At 33.2% G+C, this 21,182-nt stretch carries 19 protein-coding genes; 6 read left to right on the forward strand and 13 right to left on the reverse strand.

The window, feature by feature from the left end; all coding sequences use genetic code 11:
* Nucleotides 1-306 precede the first annotated feature (306 nt).
* Nucleotides 307-798 carry a glutathione peroxidase gene (locus Anndu_RS00370; protein WP_464102469.1) on the reverse strand — a complete coding sequence of 164 codons (492 nt, stop codon included), beginning with the start codon at nucleotides 796-798 and terminating at the stop codon, nucleotides 307-309.
* A 96-nt stretch (nucleotides 799-894) separates the two neighbouring features.
* On the opposite strand from Anndu_RS00370, the gene Anndu_RS00375 reads away from it, so the two are divergent.
* Genes Anndu_RS00375 through Anndu_RS00390 form a run of 4 tightly spaced genes read left to right on the forward strand, consistent with a single transcriptional unit; the run spans nucleotide 895 to nucleotide 4,045 of the window.
* On the forward strand, nucleotides 895-1,284 hold the full coding sequence (locus Anndu_RS00375; RefSeq protein WP_464102470.1) for a DUF2358 domain-containing protein: 390 nt from the start codon (nucleotides 895-897) through the stop codon (nucleotides 1,282-1,284).
* Between the two features lie 19 nt (nucleotides 1,285-1,303).
* Nucleotides 1,304-1,966 (forward strand): DUF47 domain-containing protein, encoded by a 663-nt coding sequence (locus tag Anndu_RS00380; RefSeq protein ID WP_464102471.1) that lies wholly within the window; start codon nucleotides 1,304-1,306, stop codon nucleotides 1,964-1,966.
* Nucleotides 1,967-2,024: 58 nt separating this feature from the next.
* Nucleotides 2,025-3,539, forward strand: a complete 1,515-nt coding sequence (locus Anndu_RS00385) for an inorganic phosphate transporter (protein WP_464102472.1) — start codon at nucleotides 2,025-2,027, stop codon at nucleotides 3,537-3,539.
* A 41-nt stretch (nucleotides 3,540-3,580) separates the two neighbouring features.
* Complete coding sequence (locus Anndu_RS00390; protein ID WP_464102473.1) at nucleotides 3,581-4,045, forward strand: cobalamin biosynthesis protein; 465 nt, start codon at nucleotides 3,581-3,583, stop codon at nucleotides 4,043-4,045.
* A 70-nt stretch (nucleotides 4,046-4,115) separates the two neighbouring features.
* Here Anndu_RS00390 and Anndu_RS00395 read toward each other — a convergent pair whose 3' ends face one another.
* Nucleotides 4,116-5,672, reverse strand: coding sequence for a ferredoxin--nitrite reductase (locus Anndu_RS00395; protein WP_464102474.1), 1,557 nt, complete (start codon nucleotides 5,670-5,672; stop codon nucleotides 4,116-4,118).
* A 250-nt stretch (nucleotides 5,673-5,922) separates the two neighbouring features.
* Between Anndu_RS00395 and Anndu_RS00400 the strand changes: the two genes are divergently transcribed.
* Nucleotides 5,923-6,192 (forward strand): hypothetical protein, encoded by a 270-nt coding sequence (locus Anndu_RS00400; RefSeq protein WP_464102475.1) that lies wholly within the window; start codon nucleotides 5,923-5,925, stop codon nucleotides 6,190-6,192.
* Nucleotides 6,193-6,249: 57 nt separating this feature from the next.
* Here Anndu_RS00400 and Anndu_RS00405 read toward each other — a convergent pair whose 3' ends face one another.
* The 10 genes from Anndu_RS00405 to Anndu_RS00450 all read right to left on the reverse strand — a co-directional run bounded on the left by Anndu_RS00405 (nucleotide 6,250) and on the right by Anndu_RS00450 (nucleotide 16,664).
* Nucleotides 6,250-6,669 (reverse strand): molybdenum cofactor biosynthesis protein MoaE, encoded by a 420-nt coding sequence (locus Anndu_RS00405; RefSeq protein ID WP_464102476.1) that lies wholly within the window; start codon nucleotides 6,667-6,669, stop codon nucleotides 6,250-6,252.
* A gap of 23 nt (nucleotides 6,670-6,692) precedes the next feature.
* Nucleotides 6,693-6,956 (reverse strand): MoaD/ThiS family protein, encoded by a 264-nt coding sequence (locus Anndu_RS00410; RefSeq protein ID WP_464102477.1) that lies wholly within the window; start codon nucleotides 6,954-6,956, stop codon nucleotides 6,693-6,695.
* The gene (moaC, locus tag Anndu_RS00415; RefSeq protein WP_464102478.1) at nucleotides 6,931-7,962 is read right to left on the reverse strand and encodes a cyclic pyranopterin monophosphate synthase MoaC; all 1,032 of its coding nucleotides are present in this window, start codon (nucleotides 7,960-7,962) and stop codon (nucleotides 6,931-6,933) included. Before moaC ends, Anndu_RS00410 begins: the two co-directional genes overlap by 26 nt.
* A 12-nt stretch (nucleotides 7,963-7,974) precedes the next feature.
* Nucleotides 7,975-8,967, reverse strand: coding sequence for a nitrate ABC transporter ATP-binding protein (locus Anndu_RS00420; RefSeq protein ID WP_464102479.1), 993 nt, complete (start codon nucleotides 8,965-8,967; stop codon nucleotides 7,975-7,977).
* Nucleotides 8,968-9,127: 160 nt separating this feature from the next.
* Complete coding sequence (locus Anndu_RS00425; RefSeq protein WP_464102480.1) at nucleotides 9,128-11,143, reverse strand: ABC transporter ATP-binding/substrate-binding protein; 2,016 nt, start codon at nucleotides 11,141-11,143, stop codon at nucleotides 9,128-9,130.
* Nucleotides 11,144-11,231: 88 nt separating this feature from the next.
* The gene (gene ntrB, locus Anndu_RS00430) at nucleotides 11,232-12,068 is read right to left on the reverse strand and encodes a nitrate ABC transporter permease (protein WP_464102481.1); all 837 of its coding nucleotides are present in this window, start codon (nucleotides 12,066-12,068) and stop codon (nucleotides 11,232-11,234) included.
* A 289-nt stretch (nucleotides 12,069-12,357) separates the two neighbouring features.
* Complete coding sequence (locus Anndu_RS00435) at nucleotides 12,358-13,686, reverse strand: CmpA/NrtA family ABC transporter substrate-binding protein (protein ID WP_464102482.1); 1,329 nt, start codon at nucleotides 13,684-13,686, stop codon at nucleotides 12,358-12,360.
* Nucleotides 13,687-13,990: 304 nt separating this feature from the next.
* Complete coding sequence (gene moaA, locus Anndu_RS00440; protein ID WP_464102483.1) at nucleotides 13,991-14,926, reverse strand: GTP 3',8-cyclase MoaA; 936 nt, start codon at nucleotides 14,924-14,926, stop codon at nucleotides 13,991-13,993.
* A gap of 69 nt (nucleotides 14,927-14,995) precedes the next feature.
* On the reverse strand, nucleotides 14,996-16,177 hold the full coding sequence (locus Anndu_RS00445) for a molybdopterin molybdotransferase MoeA (protein WP_464102484.1): 1,182 nt from the start codon (nucleotides 16,175-16,177) through the stop codon (nucleotides 14,996-14,998).
* A gap of 34 nt (nucleotides 16,178-16,211) precedes the next feature.
* Nucleotides 16,212-16,664 carry a nitrate reductase associated protein gene (locus Anndu_RS00450; protein WP_464102485.1) on the reverse strand — a complete coding sequence of 151 codons (453 nt, stop codon included), beginning with the start codon at nucleotides 16,662-16,664 and terminating at the stop codon, nucleotides 16,212-16,214.
* Between the two features lie 241 nt (nucleotides 16,665-16,905).
* Between Anndu_RS00450 and Anndu_RS00455 the strand changes: the two genes are divergently transcribed.
* A complete protein-coding gene (locus tag Anndu_RS00455; protein ID WP_464104011.1) occupies nucleotides 16,906-19,038 on the forward strand; it encodes a molybdopterin oxidoreductase family protein in 2,133 nt (710 codons plus the stop codon).
* A gap of 42 nt (nucleotides 19,039-19,080) precedes the next feature.
* Here the strand turns inward: Anndu_RS00455 and modB are convergent, their stop codons facing one another.
* The gene (gene modB / locus Anndu_RS00460) at nucleotides 19,081-21,045 is read right to left on the reverse strand and encodes a molybdate ABC transporter permease subunit (protein ID WP_464102486.1); all 1,965 of its coding nucleotides are present in this window, start codon (nucleotides 21,043-21,045) and stop codon (nucleotides 19,081-19,083) included.
* Nucleotides 21,046-21,182 lie beyond the last annotated feature (137 nt).

A 21,182-nucleotide genomic window follows, 5' to 3' on the forward strand; every position in this document is an offset into this window, starting at 1 on the left:
TCAACTTTTTGTTTTCAAAACTTTAAAATAATGGAAAATAAATTAAATCAAATTAAAGCCAGTTTTAATATTATTTTACGTCAAATTCAAGGGGATGGACAAGAATAAAAAATAGATTATTTTTAACAGTAATTAAGTTCAATTTATTGAAGTATTGATATTAGCCTTGAACTTATACTTCCACATCAGGGCAAGAGTTCAAGGCTAGTTTTGATTAAGTTTTGGGTTTTTATCCCACAATAAAATTTATTTTATTGGGAATAACAAATGTTCAATCAATTGAACTAATAATTATCAATTTTGAACTTATAATAAACCCTTAAGATCCCGTTCAATATCTTCAGGTTTAGTCGTAGAAGGATAGCGTTTAACTACGTTACCTTGACGATCAACTAAAAATTTAGTAAAATTCCATTTTATGCCATTGCCAAAAATTCCGGGCGCACTTTTGGTTAAAAATTGATATAAAGGATGAGCATTTTTTCCATTAACATCAATTTTTTCAAACAGAGGAAATGTCACCTTAAAGCGAGTCTCACAAAAGCTCTTAATTTGCTCAGAATTTCCGGGTTCTTGTTGTCCAAACTGATTACAGGGAAAACCCAAAATAACTAAACCTTGAGAGTTATATTTCTGATATAATGCCTGTAAAGCTTGATATTGGGGGGTAAAACCGCATTGACTGGCGGTATTAACAATTAATAAAACTTGATTTTGATAATTTTTGAAAGAAATAGCCTCACCATTAATAGATTTAGCTGAAAAATCATAGATAGATTGAGAAATTTGTGCTGTCATAAAATTGAAAGATGATTTTAAGATATGATTGTATTTTATTATCATATCAAAAAAAACTTTTATTACCAATAAAAAATAACCAATAACTATAAATTTATGAATATTATCCAAATTTTAGAACAAGATTATCAAAAATTTCCTTTAGATCAAAATTATAATATTTATGCTAAAAATGTTTATTTTCAGGATCCATTAAATAAATTTAGGGGCATAGATCAATATCAAAAAATGATTAAAAATTTAACTAAATTTTTTGATAATATAAAAATGGAAATACATCAAATTGAACAGAAAGAATCTTTAATTAAAACAGAATGGACTTTATTAATGAATTTTTCCTTATTACCTTGGAAACCTCGTTTAAAAATATCAGGATACAGTGAGTTAATTTTAAATGAAAATCATTTAATTATCTCCCATCAAGACTATTGGTATATTTCACGTTTTGATGTATTAAAACAAGTCTTTTTTTTAGGTAACAATTAATAATTATTAACTACTAACTATGTCACAGGAAATCCCATTTTTTTTTGGAAAAACTAAATATATTGAAAGCCAAATTGACGAATTTTTAGATAAAATTTGTGAAGCTGGAATTTATTTTGAAATAGGAATTAATTACTATTTAGACGAAAATCAGGTAACAGAAAAAAGTGAAATGAAGTTAAATCAATTAAGTGCGGTTGAAGATAGATGTAATGAGTTAAGACGTTCAATTGAAACTTCACTTTATAAAGAAATGTTAATCCCTGATGCGGCCGGAGATGTGTTAAGTTTATTAGAAGATTTATATTATTTAATAGATATATTTGAGGATAATTTTCAAGCTTTAATGATTGAAGAACCTGATATTCCCCAAGAATATCACAGTGAGATCAAAGAATTAACAAAAATGGCGGTTAAAAGTGTGGAAACAATTGTTAAGGCCGCTAGAGTTTTTTTTAGAGATCCTCAACAAGTTAGGGAGTATATTTATAAAGTTGGTATTTATGAAAGTGAGGCTGATACTATTGCTATGAATGTAAAAAAAAGAATTTTTAAATCAGATTTAACTTTAGATCGTAAAATGCAATTACGTTCAACTATTGATAGTATTGATGAATTAGCAGATGCTTCGGAAGATGCGGGAGATGAATTATCAATTTATGCTTTAAAAAGAATGTTTTAAATTTGTTATTTATCAATTATTAATTATCAATTATTAATTATCAATTATCAATTAATTAATGGATACAGTTACGGTATTATTTTTCTTATCAAGTGGTTTATTTTTAGGGTGGTCATTAGGCGCAAATGATGCCGCCAATGTCTTTGGTACAGCCGTTGGTAGTCGCATGGTAAAATTTAGTACGGCGGCTTTTATTTGCAGTTTTTTTATTATTATTGGTGCTGTGACGGGGGGGCTAGGGGCGGCATACGGCTTAGGGGATCTGGGGGCGATCAATGCCCTTGCAGGTAGTTTTATCGCCGCCTTAAGTGCGGCCTTAACGGTTTTTTGGATGACTCAGATCGGCCTTCCTGTGTCGGTGACTCAGGCGATCGTGGGGGCGATCATCGGTTGGAATTTTTTTAGTGGCTCATTAAATGACTTTAATACTCTGATTAAAATTTTAAGTACATGGGTTGCTTGTCCCATTTTAGGCGCAATTTTTTCGGCAATTTTATATAAAATTACTGTTAAATTAATTCAAGGCCGTTTTCATTTATTAACCCTTGATCTTTATACCCGCATTGGTTTAATTTTAGCAGGGGCTTTTGGCTCTTATGCGATCGGGGCGAATAATATCGGTAATGTAATGGGTGTTTTTGTCACATCCTCTCCTTTTACTGACTTTAAAATCGGTAATATTACTATTTCTTCGATTCAACAATTATTTTTATTAGGGGCAATAGCCATCGCTATCGGAGTTTATACCTATTCAAAAAAAGTAATGATGACCATAGGCAATACCTTAATGCCCTTAACACCTGTGGGGGCATGGGTTGTCGTAGTCTCCCATTCCCTCGTTTTATTTCTGTTTTCATCCACCACTTTAGAAAATATTTTATTAAGGTTAAATTTACCTACTATTCCTCTGATTCCAGTGTCAAGCTCACAAGCCGTAGTTGGCAGTGTAATCGGCATTGGCTTATTAAAAGGAATGACAGGATTTCAAAAAATTAAATGGCAAATTTTAGGAAATATCGCTTTTGGGTGGTTAAGTACACCGATTTTAGCGGCAATTTTAAGTTTTTTCCTCTTATTTATTATGCAAAATGTTTTTAATCAACAAGTTTATGAAGAAGTTTATTTTCAACTTTCACCACCTGTAATTAAATATTTAGCACAACAAAATATCCCCACTTATAATTTACAAAAATTAGAAAATAAAACTATTCCTAAAGCTCAAAATTTTCGTCAATTAATCAATCAACAAATACAATTAGATCGCAAACAAGAAACGATTGTTATTAATTCCGCCAAAATTGAAAAAATTTATTTTAATCCTGATTTATTTAATCAATTAGAAACAAATTATTTAAGTCAAATGCAAATTAATAGTATTAAAAAATTATCGGGAAAAAGTTATCAACATCAATGGCAATTAAAAACTGCTTTAAGTAATATTTCTCCATCATGGCAAAAAAAACCAGATCAACCAATTAATAAAATTTTTAATAAAAAATTAGATGAACAATTTAATTATATTACTCGTATTTTTCGTTTATCTTATCATCCCGATAAAACTGTTAATTATTAATAAAATTTGTAAGAATAAACTATTAGTTTCTTTTTAGATCAATGATGATTAATTCTCATTTATTTTTGCTACCTACTCAATATTTATGGGTGGGGATCGGTTGTCAAAAAAATACTTCTGATGATTTAATTAAATATGCTTTAATCACTACTTTTGAAAGTTATAATTTATCTTTGGAAACAATAGCGGCGATCGCTACTATTGAAAAAAAAGAAACTGAAAAAGCTATCATCAAAATATGTCAAGAATATCATATTTCTTTAATTACTTTTAAAGCGGAAAAATTAAAGCAAATCAAAGTATTAAATCCCTCTCAATTGGTAGAGCAAAAATGTGGTTGTTACAGCGTGGCCGAGGCTTCAGCCCTAGCGGCCGTTGCCGAATTTACTAATAATTTAGAAATTAATTTAATCCCAGAAAAATTATTAATTGTTCCCAAACAAATTATCAAAAAAAAAGGTCAGCAAGGCTCGGTTACTTTAGCCGTTGCTAACTCAAAATTTTAAATTTATGTTTAAATAAAATAAATTTTTGACTAGAAACAATTGGGTCAAAATTAAATTTTTTTGCCAATATTTATGACTGATTTACCGTTGCTCCAAAATCATTAATAAGAATTTCTCTTAAGATTGGTTTTAAGTCATCACAGGCTACTCCCTTATGAAATAAAGTACCTAATTTTGCATCTTTTCCTACTTTTCCACCTTTATAAATTGTTACCCCTTCCACTGGTTGACCATCTTTGCGTACTTTTGTACCAATTAAGCCAATATCCGCCGCCTGAGCTTGTCCACAGGAATTAGGGCATCCCGTCCAATGGATCCGCACTCGATCGGGAATATTCAATTCTTGATCTAATTCTTGAGCAATTTTTAACGCTCTGGCTTTAGTTTCAATAATAGCAAAATTGCAATATTTCGCACCAGTACAAGAGATAACAGAACGGGTTAAAGTGCTAGGATTAATCTTAAATTTTTCTAATAAAGATTCATTTAAAAAAGCATCAATTTGATCGTTAGAAATATAGGGAATAATTGCATTTTGTTCCACTGTTAAACGAATTTCACCGTTACCATATTGATCGGCTAGTCTGGCTAATTCAAACATAGTTTCTGAGCTTAAGCGCCCCATCGGAATGTGTAAGCCAACGTAGCTAAAACCCTCTTGTTTCTGAGGATGGACTCCTAAATGATCTTTTTTATCTTGGGTAATTTCATCTTGAGGCGCGGCCGTGGCAAGGGTTTTACCCATTTCTTTTTCCACTTCAGCCCTGAATTTTTCCATGCCCCAATGATCAATTAACCACATTAATCTGGCTTTAGCCCGATTTTCCCTTAAACCTGCCTCTAAGCCGTTTTCGCTATAAACGGTTAAAATTGCCCTAGATAGCTCGATTACCTCATCATCGGCTTTTACCCACACATTCATGGGGATACTTTCGGCGCAACGCTGTGCTGATAAATAACCCCCCACAATCACATTAAAACCTAATTCACTCTCTTTATAAGCAGGAATAAAGGCTAAATCATTAATTTCAGCATGAATAGAATTATCCCTTGCACCCTCGATCGCAATGTTAAATTTACGGGGAAGGTTAGCAAATTGAGGATTTCCCTCACCATTATTAGTGATTAAATTCTGTAATTTTTGTAATAATTCTCTTGTATCAATTAATTCATCAGGATCAATACCGGAAACGGGAGAGCCAGTTAAATTGCGCACATTATCCATTCCCGACTGAATTGAGGTTAAACCTACTTCTTGAAATTGAGCAAAAATTTGAGGTAAATCTGCCAATTTTATACCCCTTAATTGAAGATTTTGACGGGTAGTAATATCAGCACTACCATCATCATCATAACGCTCAACAATTTGCGCTAAAAGCTTCATTTGTTCACTGGAAATAATGCCATTAGGAAGCCTTAAACGTAACATAAATTTACCCGGAGTTACGGGGCGAAAAAAGACTCCTAGCCATTTTAATCTCATTTCTAAATCCGTTTTTTCCATTGCTTCCCAACCCATTTGAGCAATTTTTTCTAATTCTTCTTTAATGGCTAATCCGGCTTTTTCTGCTTTCGCTTTTTCAATTTTATTAAGTTTAAATTTTTTGGAATCTTCAGTAATAGTCATAATTATTATTTTTAGTTTAATGTGATCTTTTAAGTTACACTGTTAAATCAGGTTAATTTGTAATTTTTGTTACTAAATTTTAGATAATTATTTAAACAAAATTTTTAATAAGTCTTTATACTTAATTGTCATAATTAAATTAATAAGTTTTGTAAATTTATGTCATAATTACTTGAATTTAAGTTAGAATTTTGTATCATTGAATACAAATAATTTAATTTATTTATTGTGCATAAGCAAGAGGTAAAAAATGGCAAATCAAATATTAGAAAATAATATTTCAACATTAAATTATCAAAATATTCGTTATTGTGCGGTTACAGTAGAGCATCCTTTTGATCAAAATATTTCATCTAATCATACTAATAATGATTGGGTTAATTTAATTGGAATTGATGATGATTTATTGGATCAACAAGCATTATTATTATGTCCTTATTCTGAGGTGGAATGGTTGACATGGTTGCCTTCCTATGGTGAAAAAATAATTCATATTGATCAACTTTGCCGTATTCCTTAAAATTATCGTTATCAATTGATTTACTCATTATTTATTAATTAATTTGGGGTAAAAAGTTTAATGATGTTTACAATAAACCCATTGTGCCAATTCATTGACATAATGTTCTTTTTTCCAGATCGGTAAACGCATTTTAATATTATCAATAATATATTGAGTCGCCTTAAAAGCTGTGTGCCGATGACTTGCCGTTGTGCCAACCCACACAGCCGTTTCTCCTATTATTAAATGTCCACTTCTATGCACGGCGATCGCTCGGTGTAAATCAAATTTTTGGGTGGCTTCATAAATAATTTTTAAGCCTTCTTTTATTGCTAATTCTTGATAAACTTGATATTCTAAAGAAGTAACTGATTTTCCTTGATTATGATTTCTCACCCAACCTTCAAATGTTACTAAAGCCCCGGCTTGATCACATTTTAAATAATCAATTAAGCGTTGAGAATCAATAATTGTTTCACTAATATTAAATAACATAATTTTATTAATTTATTATTAATTTAACCTCCAGCAACGGGCGGAATAAAAACAAGAGAAACTTGATCTTCAATGGGATAATCTAAATCAGAAAATTCATCATTTACCGCAATTTTGATTGAGTTATCAGCTAAATTAAAATTATATTTATTCATCAAAAAATGATATAATTCTCGATAAGTATTTAACTCGGTTGTGATAGTTTCATTTTTAGTTTTAGCTTGTTCTTCAAAAGAAGCAAAATAACGAATATTAACAGTTTTAAGAGCAGACTTTGGCATATTCATCAGGAGTATTAATATTAGCAATATCTAAAGGTTGATCGGGTGAAATTAAATGATAATCGCCCATTTGTAAGATTTTTACTGGACAATAAATTTTCGCTTTTTTTGCTTTTTGAAATAATTTTAACGCTAAAGGTGTATAAAGTCCACATAAGGCTTCAGGAAAGCCTTGATCTTGATTTTGATAACAAGTTGCTACCACATTATAACGCGCATGATTAATTAATTTTTCAATCATTTTCGGCTGAAAATAAGCCAAGTCACAAGCCATAATTAACCAATTAACTTGAGGATAAGTCTCCAAAGCCGTTAAAATACCGGCAAAAGGCCCTACGCTATCTTGCTGATCAATTAAAGTCGGTAAAGAGGCTAAAGGAGTATTGTGCCATTGATCTTGACGTGCGGAAATAAAAACTTTTTCACAATAGGGAGTAAGAGCCTCATAAATAAACTGAGCATGAGGTTTACCTTGATATTCTAATAAAGCCTTATCTCTTTGCATTCTCTGGCTTTTACCCCCTGTTAACACTAAACCATAAATGGGATTTTTTTGCTCACTTTTACCTCCTGTTTTTGACAAAAGCTGAGTATTTTTAATGATAATTTGTGAAGAAACCGATTTACACATATCATAAATAGTTAAACTTGCGACAGAAACTCCACATAATGCTTCCATTTCCACACCTGTTTTATAGGTTGTTTTTACTTCACATTGAAGGGTAATACATAAATTTTCATCAATATTTACTGTAAAATTACAGGCTTGAATTGGTAAGGTATGACAAAAAGGGATTAAATCGGCGGTTTTTTTGACGGCCATTGTTCCCGCAATAATCGCTGTTTGAATGACTGCACCTTTTTTTAAAAACAACTCTTGCCCTTGTAAATAGGGTTTCATGATCGCAGGTAATTGAATCTGAGTTTGAGCTACGGCGCAACGCTCAGATTCACTTTTGTGAGTTATATCAACCATTCTGGGTTGATGTTTTTGATCAAGATGGGTAAACATAAAAACAAAAGTTTAATTTCCTTGCAATTGAACGGGGTTATTATTGTTATTAATTGGAGTATTTTTAAGATTATTTTGAAAGAAGTAAAAACCAGTAAGTCCTAGTGCTAAAATTCCGAGAACTGCTCCTATTTTTAATTTTAAATTATTCTTAACTGGTTCAGTTTCTTCTTTTAAATCTTCATCATGGGCATAGCGATTAAATAGGAAATCTAAGGCATAATTTCTTAATTCATAATATTTTGGATCTTCGGTAATTTTAGCACGAATACGGGGTTTTTCAAAGGGAATTTCTAATATTTCACCAATCGTTGCACTAGGCCCATTTGTCATCATTACTAAGCGATCGCCTAAAAATAAAGCCTCATCAATATCATGGGTGATCATCATTACAGTTAAATTATGTTCCCGACAAATTGTTAATAATTCTTCCTGTAATTCTTCTTTTGTAATAGCATCTAAAGCTCCAAAAGGTTCATCTAAAATTAATACTTGGGGGCGTATGGCCAAAGCTCTTGCAATGGCGACTCTTTGTTTCATTCCTCCCGAAATTTGGCCTGGTTTTTTGGTTGATGCTTCACTTAAGCCCACCATGTTTAAATGTTCTTCAACTATCTTATTTTTTTCGGCTTTAGTTTTAGTTGGATAGACAGAATTAACGGCAATATAAACATTTTCAAAAACGCTTTTCCAAGGTAATAAACAATAGTTTTGAAATACCATCATTCTATCTGGGCCGGGTTCGGCGATAATTTTATCTTTTAATGTAACTAGGCCTGAAGTGGGAGTATTAAAACCAGAAATCATATTTAATAAAGTTGATTTTCCACAGCCAGAATGACCGATCACACAGATAAATTCACCTTCATTAACGGTCAAATTAACATTATCTAAAACGATATAATCACCATTAGGAGTGGGATAAATTTTAGAAACATTTTGAATCGTTAAAAATTGATTGTTTGTTAATAATTGATTTTCTTGATTATCCATTATCGTTTTCATAATTTGTTTTAAGTTTTACTTAAGAGAGATGATTAGACTTTTTGCAGAAGTCAAGTAATAAATAATAAGTAGAAGATCAGTTTTAGTTGAATAAATTGAACTAAGAGCAGTTTTTTCTTAGTTTAAGATGCTTCTAATAACTAATAACTAATAACTAATTTTAGTTAACAGAAATTTCTTCATTTGTATCAATTAAAATTTCAGAAACTCGGTAATCTTTTTTAATAGTTAATCTTTCTAAATAGCCAACGGGATTATCTGGATCAAAAACCATTTTATCAAATAGTTCAAAACTGATCCGATCGGGTTCAATATCGGGTAATTCTAATTGACGACAAGCCTCTCCAAATAGATCAGGACGGCGTACTCTTTCAATGATTTCTACCCAGTTTCGGGGGAAAGCCGTGTAGCCCCAACGTGCCAATTGAGTAAGTGTCCAGAGTGCTTCAGCTCTACCCGGACAGTTACTTTGATTAACATGAAATTGATTAAATCTTAATAATAATTCCTTCTTACTTTCATCTCCTTTTTGATAAGCTTCAAAGAAACCGGGGCTGATATATTTTGGATCAACTCCCACATATTCAGGGCGAGAAAGTAACTCAATGATCTCCTCTCTATTGCGGCGATCATCGCAATATTGACAGGCTTCAATTAAAGCTTTAACTAGGGCAATATGTGTCTGAGGATATTTAGCGATCCAGTCTTCTTTTACTCCTAAAACTTTTTCAGGATGGCCTTCCCAAATATCAAGATCTGTCGCTATTACATAACCGATATTTTCAGCAACAGCTTGATTATTCCAAGGTTCTCCCACACAATAACCGTCAATTTTTCCTGCTTTTAAATTCTCGATCATTTCCGGCGGTGGAATGACAATTAAATTAACATCTTGATCTGGATCAATTCCCCCTGATGCTAACCAATATCTTAATAATAAATTGTGCATTGAGGAGGGATGAACTACCCCAAAAGTAAGAACTTGATCAGGATTTTTTTCTACTATATTTTTCAAATCTTGAACATTTTTAACCCCTTGTTCTTGTAATTTTTTACTTAAGGTAATAGCGTTACCATTACGACTTAAAACTAAGGATGTAACAATGGGTACTGGTGTTTTACTACCTGCCCCAATCGTCATACTAACGGGCATTCCGGCTACCATTTGAGCGCCATCTAAGTTACCTTTTGCTACTCCTCTGGCTATTTCTTGCCATGAATTTTCCCTGATTAAATTAACATTTTCTAAGCCATGTTGAGAAAAAAATCCTTTTTCTTTTGCTACTACTAAAGGTGCGCAGTCTGTTAAGGGAATAAAGCCAAGATTAAGGGTAATTTTTTCTAAATTTTGGCTAGAAATTTGGATATTAGTATGAGCAACTTGTCCAACTTTTTTAACTCGTTTCTGTTGATTTAAAAAGTAAACTATTTCGTTGCGCAAGTTATAATATTGGGGATGTTTTACTACTTCTAAGCGTTGACGTGGCCTTGGTATTGGTACTTCTAAAATTTGGCCAATATGTGCTTCTGGCCCTGTGGTTAACATAACTACCCGATCAGATAATAGTAATGCTTCATCAACATCGTGGGTCACCATGATGCAAGTTACTTCATTTTCTTGAACAATTTGCATTAGGCTTTCCTGTAAATTTCCCCTAGTTAAAGCATCTAATGCCCCGAAGGGTTCATCTAATAGTAATACCTTGGGTTTTGTGGCCAATGCACGAGCGATCGCTACCCGTTGTTTCATACCTCCAGAAAGTTGGCCGGGGCGTTTATTGGCGGCGTGTCTGAGTCCTACAATATTAATATTTTCTTCAATAATTTCCCTTCTTTTTTGTTTAGGTAAATGGCGCATCACACGGTTAACAGCTAACCCAATATTTTGTCTAACATTTAACCAAGGTAGGAGGGAATAATTTTGGAAAACTACCATGCGATCGGGGCCGGGTTCAGTAATTTCTCTACCTTCTAAAATTACGCCGCCATAGGTAGCATTTGATAAACCGGCCACCATATTTAATAAAGTTGATTTTCCACAACCTGAGTGACCTATTAATGAGATAAATTCCCCTTTTTTTATTTTTAATTCGATATTTTTGAGAGCAATATATTCCCCTCCATTCGCAAGGGGAAATATTTTATCAACGTGATCTATTTCGATAAAGTTAGCCATAATTAATAATTGAGAATTGATAATTAATTAGTTATTTGTTAATTCAATAAACTGCCTTGAAATTCATTTCAAGGCTAATAAATAATATTTATTTTTGTTCAGCAGGAACGACTAAACTGCCAATAAAAGCAACCAGTCTATCTAATAGTAAACCTACCACTCCCACATAAATTAAGGCGATCATAATTTGACTAATTTTAGAACTATTATAAGCATCCCAAATAAAGAAACCAATGCCCACACCTCCTACTAACATTTCCGCCGCAATAATAGCTAACCAAGATAAACCTATTCCTATTCTTAAACCTGTGAAAATATAAGGCACAGTGGAAGGAAATAAAATGTTAAAAAAGTATTCAATTTTTGATAGTTTTAACACTCTTGAAACATTATTATAATCTTGGGGAATTTGTTGAACTCCCACAGTTGTATTAATAATAATTGGCCAAATTGCGGTAATAAAAATTACAAAAATTGCCGAGGGATCGGACTGTCTTAAAGCGGCTAAAGAAATGGGTAGCCATGCAAGGGGAGGAATAGTTCTTAATACTTGAAAAATAGGGTCTAAAGCATCGTACATAAAGCGGTTTGCCCCTACTAAAATGCCTAAAGCTATGCCAACAATACTAGCTAAAGAAAACCCGATCGCCACCCGTTTTAAACTAGCTAAAATTTGTAAACCTAAGCCCACATCTGTGCCACCATTATTATAAAAAGGATTAATAATATAGGGTTGCCAAGTCTCTTTTAAGACGGTTAAGGGGGCAGGTAAATTAGGATTTTCTCCTGAACATAACATTTGCCAAATTCCTAAAAGAATAATAATTGCGATGATAGGAGCAACAATTTTTCTAGTTTTTTTCGATTTTAATAATGTATCGAATAAGTTTGGTTTGTTGTAGCGTTTTGATATTCTTCCAGTCATAATTTTTAATTTAAAATTGAGAATTGAGAATTGATAATTAATAGTTAATAATTGATAATTAATAGTTAACTTTAGTTTACGGTAATTATTAGGCTTGAAATCAATTTCAAGGCGGTTTATTGAATTTACAAATAACTAATAACCAATAACTAATTATCAATTGACAATTGGTTAATTAGGTTAAAAACCTCCTCTTTTAAGAGGAAAAAATGAAAACTTTTTCCGTATTTTCAATTCTTTCACTTTAGGGCTAGGTCATTGTCAATTGTCCAATGTCAATTGTCAATTGTTAAGCTTTTTTAATCTTTAAACTATCTAAATAAGCTTTAGGGTTTTCAGGATCAAATTTAACTCCATCAAAGAAAGTTTCTACACCCCTTGAAGTGCTGGTGGGAATTTCGGCATCAGGCACTTTTAACGCCTTGGCCGCCTCTTTCCATAAGTCTTCCTTATTAACTTGATCTACTAAAGCTTTAGTATCAGTAGTAGCGGGAATATAGCCCCAACGTATTTCTTCCGTTAAAAACCAAAGATCATGACTCTTGAAGGGATAGGAAGCGTTATCTTTCCAGAATTTCATCGCTTCGGGGAAGGCTTGTACCGTTTTGCCTGTACCGTAGTCAATATTACCCTTAGAACGCTCTACAATATCTTTAACAGGCACTTTAAACCACTTATCTTGAGAAACGATCTGACACATTTCGTCAATATTCTGAGGATTATCACACCATTGTTGAGCCTCTAATACTGCCATTAAAAGAGCTTTAGCCGCTTTAGGATTTTTGTCTACCCAATCTTTGCGCAAACTTAAACATTTTTCAGGGTGATCTTTCCATAATTCACCAGTTACGAAGGCTGTATAACCCGCCTGTTGGTTAACTAATTGAGCATTCCAAGGTTCACCCACGCAGAAAGCCTCCATATTGCCTACTTTCATATTTTGCACCATTTGGGGAGGGGGAACGGGAATAACGGAAACATCCTTATTTGGGTCAATACCGCCGGCCGCTAACCAGTAACGCATCCAGAGATCATGAGTACCACCCGGAAAAGTGACCGCACATTTTAACTCTTTACCTCCGGCTTTAGCTTTGGCAAAAACGTCTTTTAAAGGAGCGCTATCAGTGCCTATTTTTAAATCTTTGTAGGTATTAGCGATGGAAATAGCCTGACCATTAGTATTTAATCTTGCTAAAATATACATCGGCACAGGCTGTTTAGTTTTGGTGATAGTGCCTAAAGTCATTAAATAGGGCATCGGGCTTAAAATGTGCGCCCCATCAATACCACCGCCACTAGAGCCTAACTCTAAATTATCTCTAGTTACAGGCCAGGATGCTTGTTTTAAAATTTCTACCCCTGTCATCCCATATTTATCAAATAAACCCTTTTCTTTAGCGATAACGAGGGGAGCGGAGTCAGTTAGGGCAATAAAGCCAAGCTTAACATTAGTTACTTCAGGCGCATTTTCGGGAGCAATATTAGAATTTGGGGCGGTAGTGGGTGCGGTGGTGGGAGTTTGGTTGGTTGTGCCACCAGTACAACCATGTAGAATAAAAGTTCCGGCCGCCGCCGCTCCAGCAGTTAAAATAAATTTTCTTCGAGATAAATTAGACATAAAATATATTTTTTTATTTTACAAAATAGTGAAAAATCATTAATTACAGTTGACTACCTTGCCTTAAAACCAAAAGATTTGAGCATTGGTGTTATTTTTTGTAAATTTTGATGTAGCTATTTAACAATGTTTATCATTTAGCAATTGTATTTTATGTAACAAAACATTTTGTTATGTAAAATACAATTGCTCGAAAACCTTAAGGGAATATTAATAGAGGCTTATTTAAAAATTTTGCAATTAAACCGCTTAAATTTTTTGGTTAAATGTATTTTTTGTTACAAATTGAATGAAATATACCAATTTAACCGCCAATTTTATACATTAAATGAGTAACTTCTGGAGGTCTTAAATAAGGTTTCATGCCTAATAATTGTTGATAAATTTCTAATCTTTGATCGGCTTTAAGATTACGAATAGATAAACCTTCATCTTTTAATAAACAAGCTCTTAAAATCCCATCTACAGACAATCTCCACCGTGAGCAATTACCACAAAATGGTTGAGATTCTGAAGCAATAAAACCGATTTTAGCACCACAATTAGTAATAAAATTAAAGGAAGTAGAATCTAAGGCTGAATTGATAGGAATTAACTGATATTTTTCTTTAATTTTATTTAATAAAGTTTCTGCACTAATAAATTGATCTTTTTGTTGCCCACAAGCATAACCAATACGCATTAATTCTAAAAATCGCACTTCAATTTTTAATTCTTTAGCATATTCTATAAAATCAAATACTTCATGATCATTAATTCCTTTCATCATAACGGTATTAATTTTAATAGCAAAACCTTGTTTTTTTGCTAAACTAATATTTTCTTTAATTTTAGTTAAATAATTACCATAAGTAATCTGTTTAAAAGTAATCGGATTTAAACTATCTAAACTAATATTTACGTTAACAATTCCACAATCTAATAATAATTCCAAATAACGATCTAAGATAATGCCATTGGTGGTTAAACCGATTTTTTTTAAGTTTAAAGTGCTTAATTTTTGGATAATTTCAGCAAAATTTTGACGCAATAAAGGCTCTCCTCCTGTTAATCTTATTTCTTCTAAACCAAAATCAATTAATTCTTTAATGATCTCATAATATTCATCTACTTGTAAATAATTTTTTTTCTCCATAAATTGAGCATCTAAGGGCATACAATAATGACAACGTAAATTACATTGATCTGTTAAAGAAACCCTTAATTTGCGAATTTGACGATTATATTTATCTATTAACATCGGTTATTGGTTATTAGTTATTATTTATTGGTCATTATTAATTATCAACTATCAATTATTAATTATTAATTACCAAGCATAAAAAGGAAAAGATTGTCCCGCTTTAAAATAAGATTGAAATTGGGGTAATTCCAGAAAACCATCACTATTAGCTAAAGCAATAAATTCCCCTGAATTTTTAACAGCTATTGGCTCGGCTTTGATTATTCCTAAAGGGGTATAATTTAATTTAACAGGAAGAAAATAAGTTAAGTCTTTTTTAAAGGTAAAATCTTCTGTTAACTGGGCATAAATTGGAGGAGTTTTTATTAAATAACGATGTAAACAAACTAAACTAGAAATCGGATTACCGGGTAAGCCAAAAATAACAGTTTGATGATGATGATCTACCCCAAACCATAACGGTTTTCCGGGTCTTTGTGCCACTCCATGAATATATTTAGTAACACCTAATTTTTCCCATATAGAAGGTAAATAATCAAATTTGCCCTTAGAAACTCCCCCAGAATATATTAAAATATCATAGTTTAAAGTTGCTTTTTGATAATGATTAATAATGGCTTCTTGATCATCATTAAGATGGGTTAAAAATATCTCCTCAAAATTATGTTGTTTTAAGGATGCTTTTAAAGCATAAATATTAGAGCGTCTGACTTGATATGATTGGGGAATTTGCTTAACTTCGACTAATTCATCCCCCGTAGAAATAATATTAATTCGGGGTTTTTTAAGACATTTTACCTCTGTTTTTCCCATTGATGCCACGATACCCCAACGCGCTCCATTAAGTCTTAAATTAGGCTCGATAATTAATTGATTTTGGGGGCAATCTGAGCCTTTTAAATGAATATTCTCAAATTGAGAACGCTCTTGCTCCTCTATTATGTGAGCATAACCCTCTTTAATTTCTACGGCTTCATAGGGTATAACTAAATCGCCTAAATCCTCAGTATCAGTTAAAACTGCTCCTGTCATAATTTCATAACAACCTTGGGGATCAGTAAGGGGAAGGGGAGGCTCTCCGGCCGCCACTGTGCCTAATATCTTAAATTTTCGACAGCCTTGTTGATAGGTTAACCATGAAATGAGGATACCATCCATCATCACACGGTGAGCAGGGGGATAGGCTCGATCGGCGGCGATCGCTTCAGTTAAAATTCCAGCTTTTAATTGATCTAAATTAATAATTGTTTCACCAAAATTAGGTAAATTATTTTTAATAATTTCGGCGGCTTCAGTAACAGTAATCATTTCTATTTTTAATAATTAAAATATTTTAACTTAATTAAATCAAATTAAATTCTTTTAAGGCAGGGAAAAAATTGTTATTTTCATGTCCTGAAAGACTTAATTTAATCAAAGCAAAACGCTGAAGATCGGTTAAATTTTGCCATTGATTAAGATTAATCATCAAATTAAATTCTTTTGCTTTATTTTGCACTTGCTCAGGAATCTGATTTTTATTTAACCAAAGTGGAGAATTTTCTATTATTAATTCTTTAGCAGGAGAGCCTGTTTTATTAATAATTAAATTCTGTAAAAAATCATGATAATCATTTATTTCAGTCTGAGTATTACAAGGTAAATTAACTAATTTTTCCCTTTCTTCAAGATTAAATTGATGCCAATGATTAAGTTTTAATTTAATGCCACAAGTATCTAATTTTAATCTAACTTCCATGGGAATACAACGTAAAGATTCAACGAAATCCGCTTCAAATTGAAAATAATGACTCATGTTTTTTATTGCTTAAAATTACTAATTTTCTGATAATAACAAAATTGTTAACTATTTTTCAATAAACATTTTTTTAATCCCGAAATTTTGTATATTTTGCTACAATTTTTTAGATTTTAAAGATTTAGTCTAAATAAAAGGTTAAAAATTTAAAATACCCTAAATAAAATTAATTAGTTTTTAAAAACGCCATTAAGCAGTAAAATTAACTAATAAATGATAATTAATAACTGAAATATTGATAACTGAAATGACGAAAACTGTTTGCCCTTATTGTGGTGTTGGCTGTGGCTTAGAAGTTGGTGATCCCCCCCCAAATGGGGGAGTCAATGCCCTTGGTAAAGTGATGGGCGATCGCTCTCATCCTTCCAGTCAGGGCAAAGTTTGCGTTAAGGGGGCAACAGTTAACGAGGCGATCAACCAATCTCGTTTAGAATATCCCATGATGCGCCAAAGTTTAAGTCAGCCTTTTGAGCCTATTAGTTGGGATTATGCTTTTAATCTGATTGTAAAGCGCATTGAGTTAGTTAAAAAGACAATGGGGGCTGATGCGCTCTGTATGTATGGCTCAGGGCAATTTCAAACCGAAGATTATTATATTGCCCAAAAGTTGCTCAAAGGCTGTTTAGGTACAAATAATTTTGATGCTAACTCCCGTTTATGTATGTCTTCCGCCGTTGCCGGATATTTGCAAAGTTTTGGCTCGGATGGGCCTCCTTGTTGTTATGAGGATTTAGAGTTAACTGATTGTGCGTTTTTAGTGGGTACTAATACCGCCGATTGTCACCCGATCGTCTTTAATCGTTTTAGGGCTTATCACAAGAAAAATCCAGAGGTTAAACTGATTGTGGTAGATCCCAGATCTACCCCCACCGCCCAAGTCGCTGATCTACATTTGGCTATTAAACCCGGAACAGATATTAATTTATTTAATGGGATAGCTTATTTATTAATTAAATGGCAATTAATTAATCAACAATTCATTGATAAATATACAAATAATTTTTCTGAATATGCTGAAATTGTGAGCCATTATACCCCTGAAAAAGTAGCCGAACAATGTGGAATTACCGTTGAAGAATTAGAAAAAGTAGCCCGTTATTGGGGAGAATCAAAAAATGTCCTCTCTTTATGGTCTATGGGTTTAAATCAATCCTCTGAAGGTACTGCTAAAGTTAGGACTTTAATTAATCTTCATTTAATGACGGCCAACATTGGGAAAGCCGGAGCGGGAGCATTTTCTTTAACTGGTCAACCTAATGCGATGGGAGGTAGAGAAGCCGGAGGTTTGGCACAACTTTTACCCGGTTATCGTAGTGTCATAAACGAGCAACACCGCCAAGAAGTAGAAAGCTTCTGGGGTTTACCTTCTGGGGCGATTTCGCCTTTTGTCGGCAAAGATGTATGGAGTATGATCACAGGCTTAGAAAGGGGGGAAGTGGGCTTATTGTGGATTGCGGCCACTAATCCGGCTGTTAGTATGCCTGATCTGGAACGTACCAAAAAAGCCCTCTTAAAATCTCCTTTCACCATCTATCAAGACGCTTATTTTCCCACCGAAACCGCTGATTTTGCCCATTTATTACTCCCTGCGGCACAATGGAGCGAAAAAGCAGGAACAATGACTAATTCTGAGCGTGTTGTGACCTATTGCCCTAAAATTAAAGAGCCTCCTCATCAAGCTAAAGCCGACTGGGAAATTTTTGCAGAGGTGGGTAAAAGACTGGGTTATGAAAAATATTTTAATTTTCAGAGTGCTAGTGAGGTTTATGAGGAATTTGTCCAGCTAACAGAGGATCGCCCTTGTGATCTATCGGGCTTAAGTCATGAGATTTTAGCGGAACATGGTGCGATTCAATGGCCTTTCCCAAAAGGGAGTGATCCAGTAAAAGATAAGTATGGAAAAAGATTATATACTGATTTTGAGTTTAATACGAGCGATCGCCGAGCCAATTTTGCCACCTATCACGCCAAGGGTTTAGCGGAAGTGCCTGATCCTCAATATCCCTTTGTTTTAACCACAGGGAGGTTATATGGTCATTGGCACACCATGACTCGCACGGGTAGAATTGAAAAAATCCAGAAAATGCACCCAGAGCCTTTATTAGAGATTCATCCCAAGGATGCCTTAAAATTGGATTTAGGAGAGGGTGAAATGGTGGAAGTGCGATCCCGTAGGGGTAAAGCCCGTTTTAAAGTCCAGATTACCAAAGCGATCGCCCCCGGAACGATTTTTGTACCGATGCACTGGGGTTATTTATGGGCAGATCAGGCAGAAGCTAACGCCCTTACCCATGCGATCGCCTGTCCAGACTCAAAACAGCCAGAGTTAAAGGCCTGTGCCGTGAAACTTTTAAAGGTAAAATCTCCATAAATTTAACTGTTTTTAAATTACATTTTATATAGAAAAAAACAGTTAAATTTGTTCTACTAAAAAGAGCTTTTGGGGGTCTAATCGTAAATGCCAAGGAAAAGGAAATTTCTTTAATAATTGCCAATTTTCTTTAAATAATTCTACTTGAAAGTGATAATCATAATAATGAGAGGGAGGATGATGGAGTTTAAGATAAAGTGTTATCTGGTGAGGAGTTTCACTACTTTGCACAAGCCAACAGGGAAAAGTATTAGGGTATTTTTTTTCTAAAATTTGTAGGTTTTGAGAGGATAAGTTTTTACTTTCATTAGAATTTTCTAATTCCTCTAAAAATAAACTATAATTATCGCTTGTTTTTAGTTTAAATTTTAATGCCTCTAATTCTTCAAATAATAATTGATGAGCATGAATACCAATATGGGTAGTATTTTTAGAGTTAATTGTGTTGATAAACATTTTACAATCCCAATCTAAAGCTTTTACCTCATTATCAGAGAGAATATGAATAGAGGAAAAATTTTTACATCCGGTTAAACGAGCTACTTCATAAATCTCCGGTTGTTGAAAAATTTTCTCTTTATTACCGTAGGTTAAGACTTTACCCTCAGCAATAACTAGAATATTTTGACAAATACGATAAATTTCGTCTAAATTATGGGATACCATTAACACAATTCCCTGATAAAATGTAAGAATTTCGAGGAGAGTTTTTTCCATTTGACTGCGTAATTGAGTATCAAGGGAGGAGAAAGGCTCATCTAAGAGTAATATTTCAGGCTCAATCACTAAAGCTCTGGCTAGGGCTACCCGTTGTTGTTGTCCCCCCGAAAGTTGGGCAGGATAACGGTTTTCTAGCTCTTGTAACTGCATTTGGGCAATTTTGAGGTCAACCCGTTGTTTTTGCTCTTTTAGGGGTAAATTCTGCACCGCAAAAGCAATATTTTGACGGACTGTAAGATGGGGAAAAAGAGCATAATTTTGAAAGACAAAACCAACTGGCCGTTGACGGGAAGGAAGATTAATTTTTAGTTGAGAATCAAACCAAACTTGACCATTGATACTAATTATACCACTATCGGGGGTTTCTAATCCCGCAATACAGCGTAGAGTCATGGTTTTACCCGATCCCGATGCTCCAAGTAAGCCTAATGACTCTTGATTATTGTCAAAATTAACATCTAAACTAAAGTCATCATAATGTTTTTTGATATTAATAAATAAACCGTGACTTTTGATAGTAGGAGTATTTTTTTTGTTTAAAATATTATTAGAAAGATCTAAATTTTTTAGCTTTAAAATATTTGATTTTTTGCTAGTTTTTTTCTGATAATTTATTCCCTGTTTATTTTGCTTAAATTCTGCCCAAAAATTAACGGTGATAATCACAGAAAGGGAAATAAATAAGAGAATTAAAACCCAAATTAAAGCATTTTGATAATCTCCTGATTCACTAGCAAAAAAGATAGCGAGGGGCATAGTTTGAGTTTGTCCGGGGATATTTCCAGCTAACATTAAGGTAGCGCCAAATTCTCCTAAAGCTCTGGCAAAAGCGAGTATTGTTCCGGCTACAATGCCCCGATAAGCTAAGGGAATCATCACTTTAATAAAAATTATTAATTCTGAACTGCCTAAAGTGCGCGCGGCTAGGATAAGATTAGATTCAATTTGTTCAAATGCCCCTAAACAAGTGCGATACATTAAAGGAAAAGAAACCACAATTGAGGTGATAACAGAGGCTTTCCAAGTAAAGATAAGATTAATATTTATTTGACGTAAAATTTGCCCTAAAAATCCATTTTTACCCAATATTAATAATAATAAAAAGCCGACTACAGTGGGGGGTAAAAAGAGGGGAGAAATCAAAATTGCATCAATTATTCCTCTCATTTTTCCCCGAATATCTAACATTAAACGAGCGGTAATAAGCCCTGTAAAAAAAGTAATAAATGTGGCTATTCCTGCTGTTTTTAAAGAAATCCAGAGAGGAGAAAAATCAAAGTTGAACATAATGTTCTTTTAAGACTTTCAGGCAATCATGATCATTTCTAAAGTTAAAAGCTATTGCTGAGATGGCGATCGCTTTTTCACTTTTTAATAGAAACTAAATTTTGCCAATTTCTGATAGAAAGCGATCGCCAAAAACC

This window comes from Annamia dubia NIES-4383, from assembly GCF_055394725.1.

Coding starts and splice junctions, on each gene's coding strand:
- Anndu_RS00370 (WP_464102469.1), bottom strand. CDS start 798: ATGACAGCACAAATTTCTCAATCTATCTATGATTTTTCAGCTAAATCT.
- Anndu_RS00375 (WP_464102470.1), top strand. CDS start 895: ATGAATATTATCCAAATTTTAGAACAAGATTATCAAAAATTTCCTTTA.
- Anndu_RS00380 (WP_464102471.1), top strand. CDS start 1,304: ATGTCACAGGAAATCCCATTTTTTTTTGGAAAAACTAAATATATTGAA.
- Anndu_RS00385 (WP_464102472.1), top strand. CDS start 2,025: ATGGATACAGTTACGGTATTATTTTTCTTATCAAGTGGTTTATTTTTA.
- Anndu_RS00390 (WP_464102473.1), top strand. CDS start 3,581: ATGATGATTAATTCTCATTTATTTTTGCTACCTACTCAATATTTATGG.
- Anndu_RS00395 (WP_464102474.1), bottom strand. CDS start 5,672: ATGACTATTACTGAAGATTCCAAAAAATTTAAACTTAATAAAATTGAA.
- Anndu_RS00400 (WP_464102475.1), top strand. CDS start 5,923: ATGGCAAATCAAATATTAGAAAATAATATTTCAACATTAAATTATCAA.
- Anndu_RS00405 (WP_464102476.1), bottom strand. CDS start 6,669: ATGTTATTTAATATTAGTGAAACAATTATTGATTCTCAACGCTTAATT.
- Anndu_RS00410 (WP_464102477.1), bottom strand. CDS start 6,956: ATGAATATGCCAAAGTCTGCTCTTAAAACTGTTAATATTCGTTATTTT.
- moaC (WP_464102478.1), bottom strand. CDS start 7,962: ATGTTTACCCATCTTGATCAAAAACATCAACCCAGAATGGTTGATATA.
- Anndu_RS00420 (WP_464102479.1), bottom strand. CDS start 8,967: ATGAAAACGATAATGGATAATCAAGAAAATCAATTATTAACAAACAAT.
- Anndu_RS00425 (WP_464102480.1), bottom strand. CDS start 11,143: ATGGCTAACTTTATCGAAATAGATCACGTTGATAAAATATTTCCCCTT.
- ntrB (WP_464102481.1), bottom strand. CDS start 12,068: ATGACTGGAAGAATATCAAAACGCTACAACAAACCAAACTTATTCGAT.
- Anndu_RS00435 (WP_464102482.1), bottom strand. CDS start 13,686: ATGTCTAATTTATCTCGAAGAAAATTTATTTTAACTGCTGGAGCGGCG.
- moaA (WP_464102483.1), bottom strand. CDS start 14,926: ATGTTAATAGATAAATATAATCGTCAAATTCGCAAATTAAGGGTTTCT.
- Anndu_RS00445 (WP_464102484.1), bottom strand. CDS start 16,177: ATGATTACTGTTACTGAAGCCGCCGAAATTATTAAAAATAATTTACCT.
- Anndu_RS00450 (WP_464102485.1), bottom strand. CDS start 16,664: ATGAGTCATTATTTTCAATTTGAAGCGGATTTCGTTGAATCTTTACGT.
- modB (WP_464102486.1), bottom strand. CDS start 21,045: ATGTTCAACTTTGATTTTTCTCCTCTCTGGATTTCTTTAAAAACAGCA.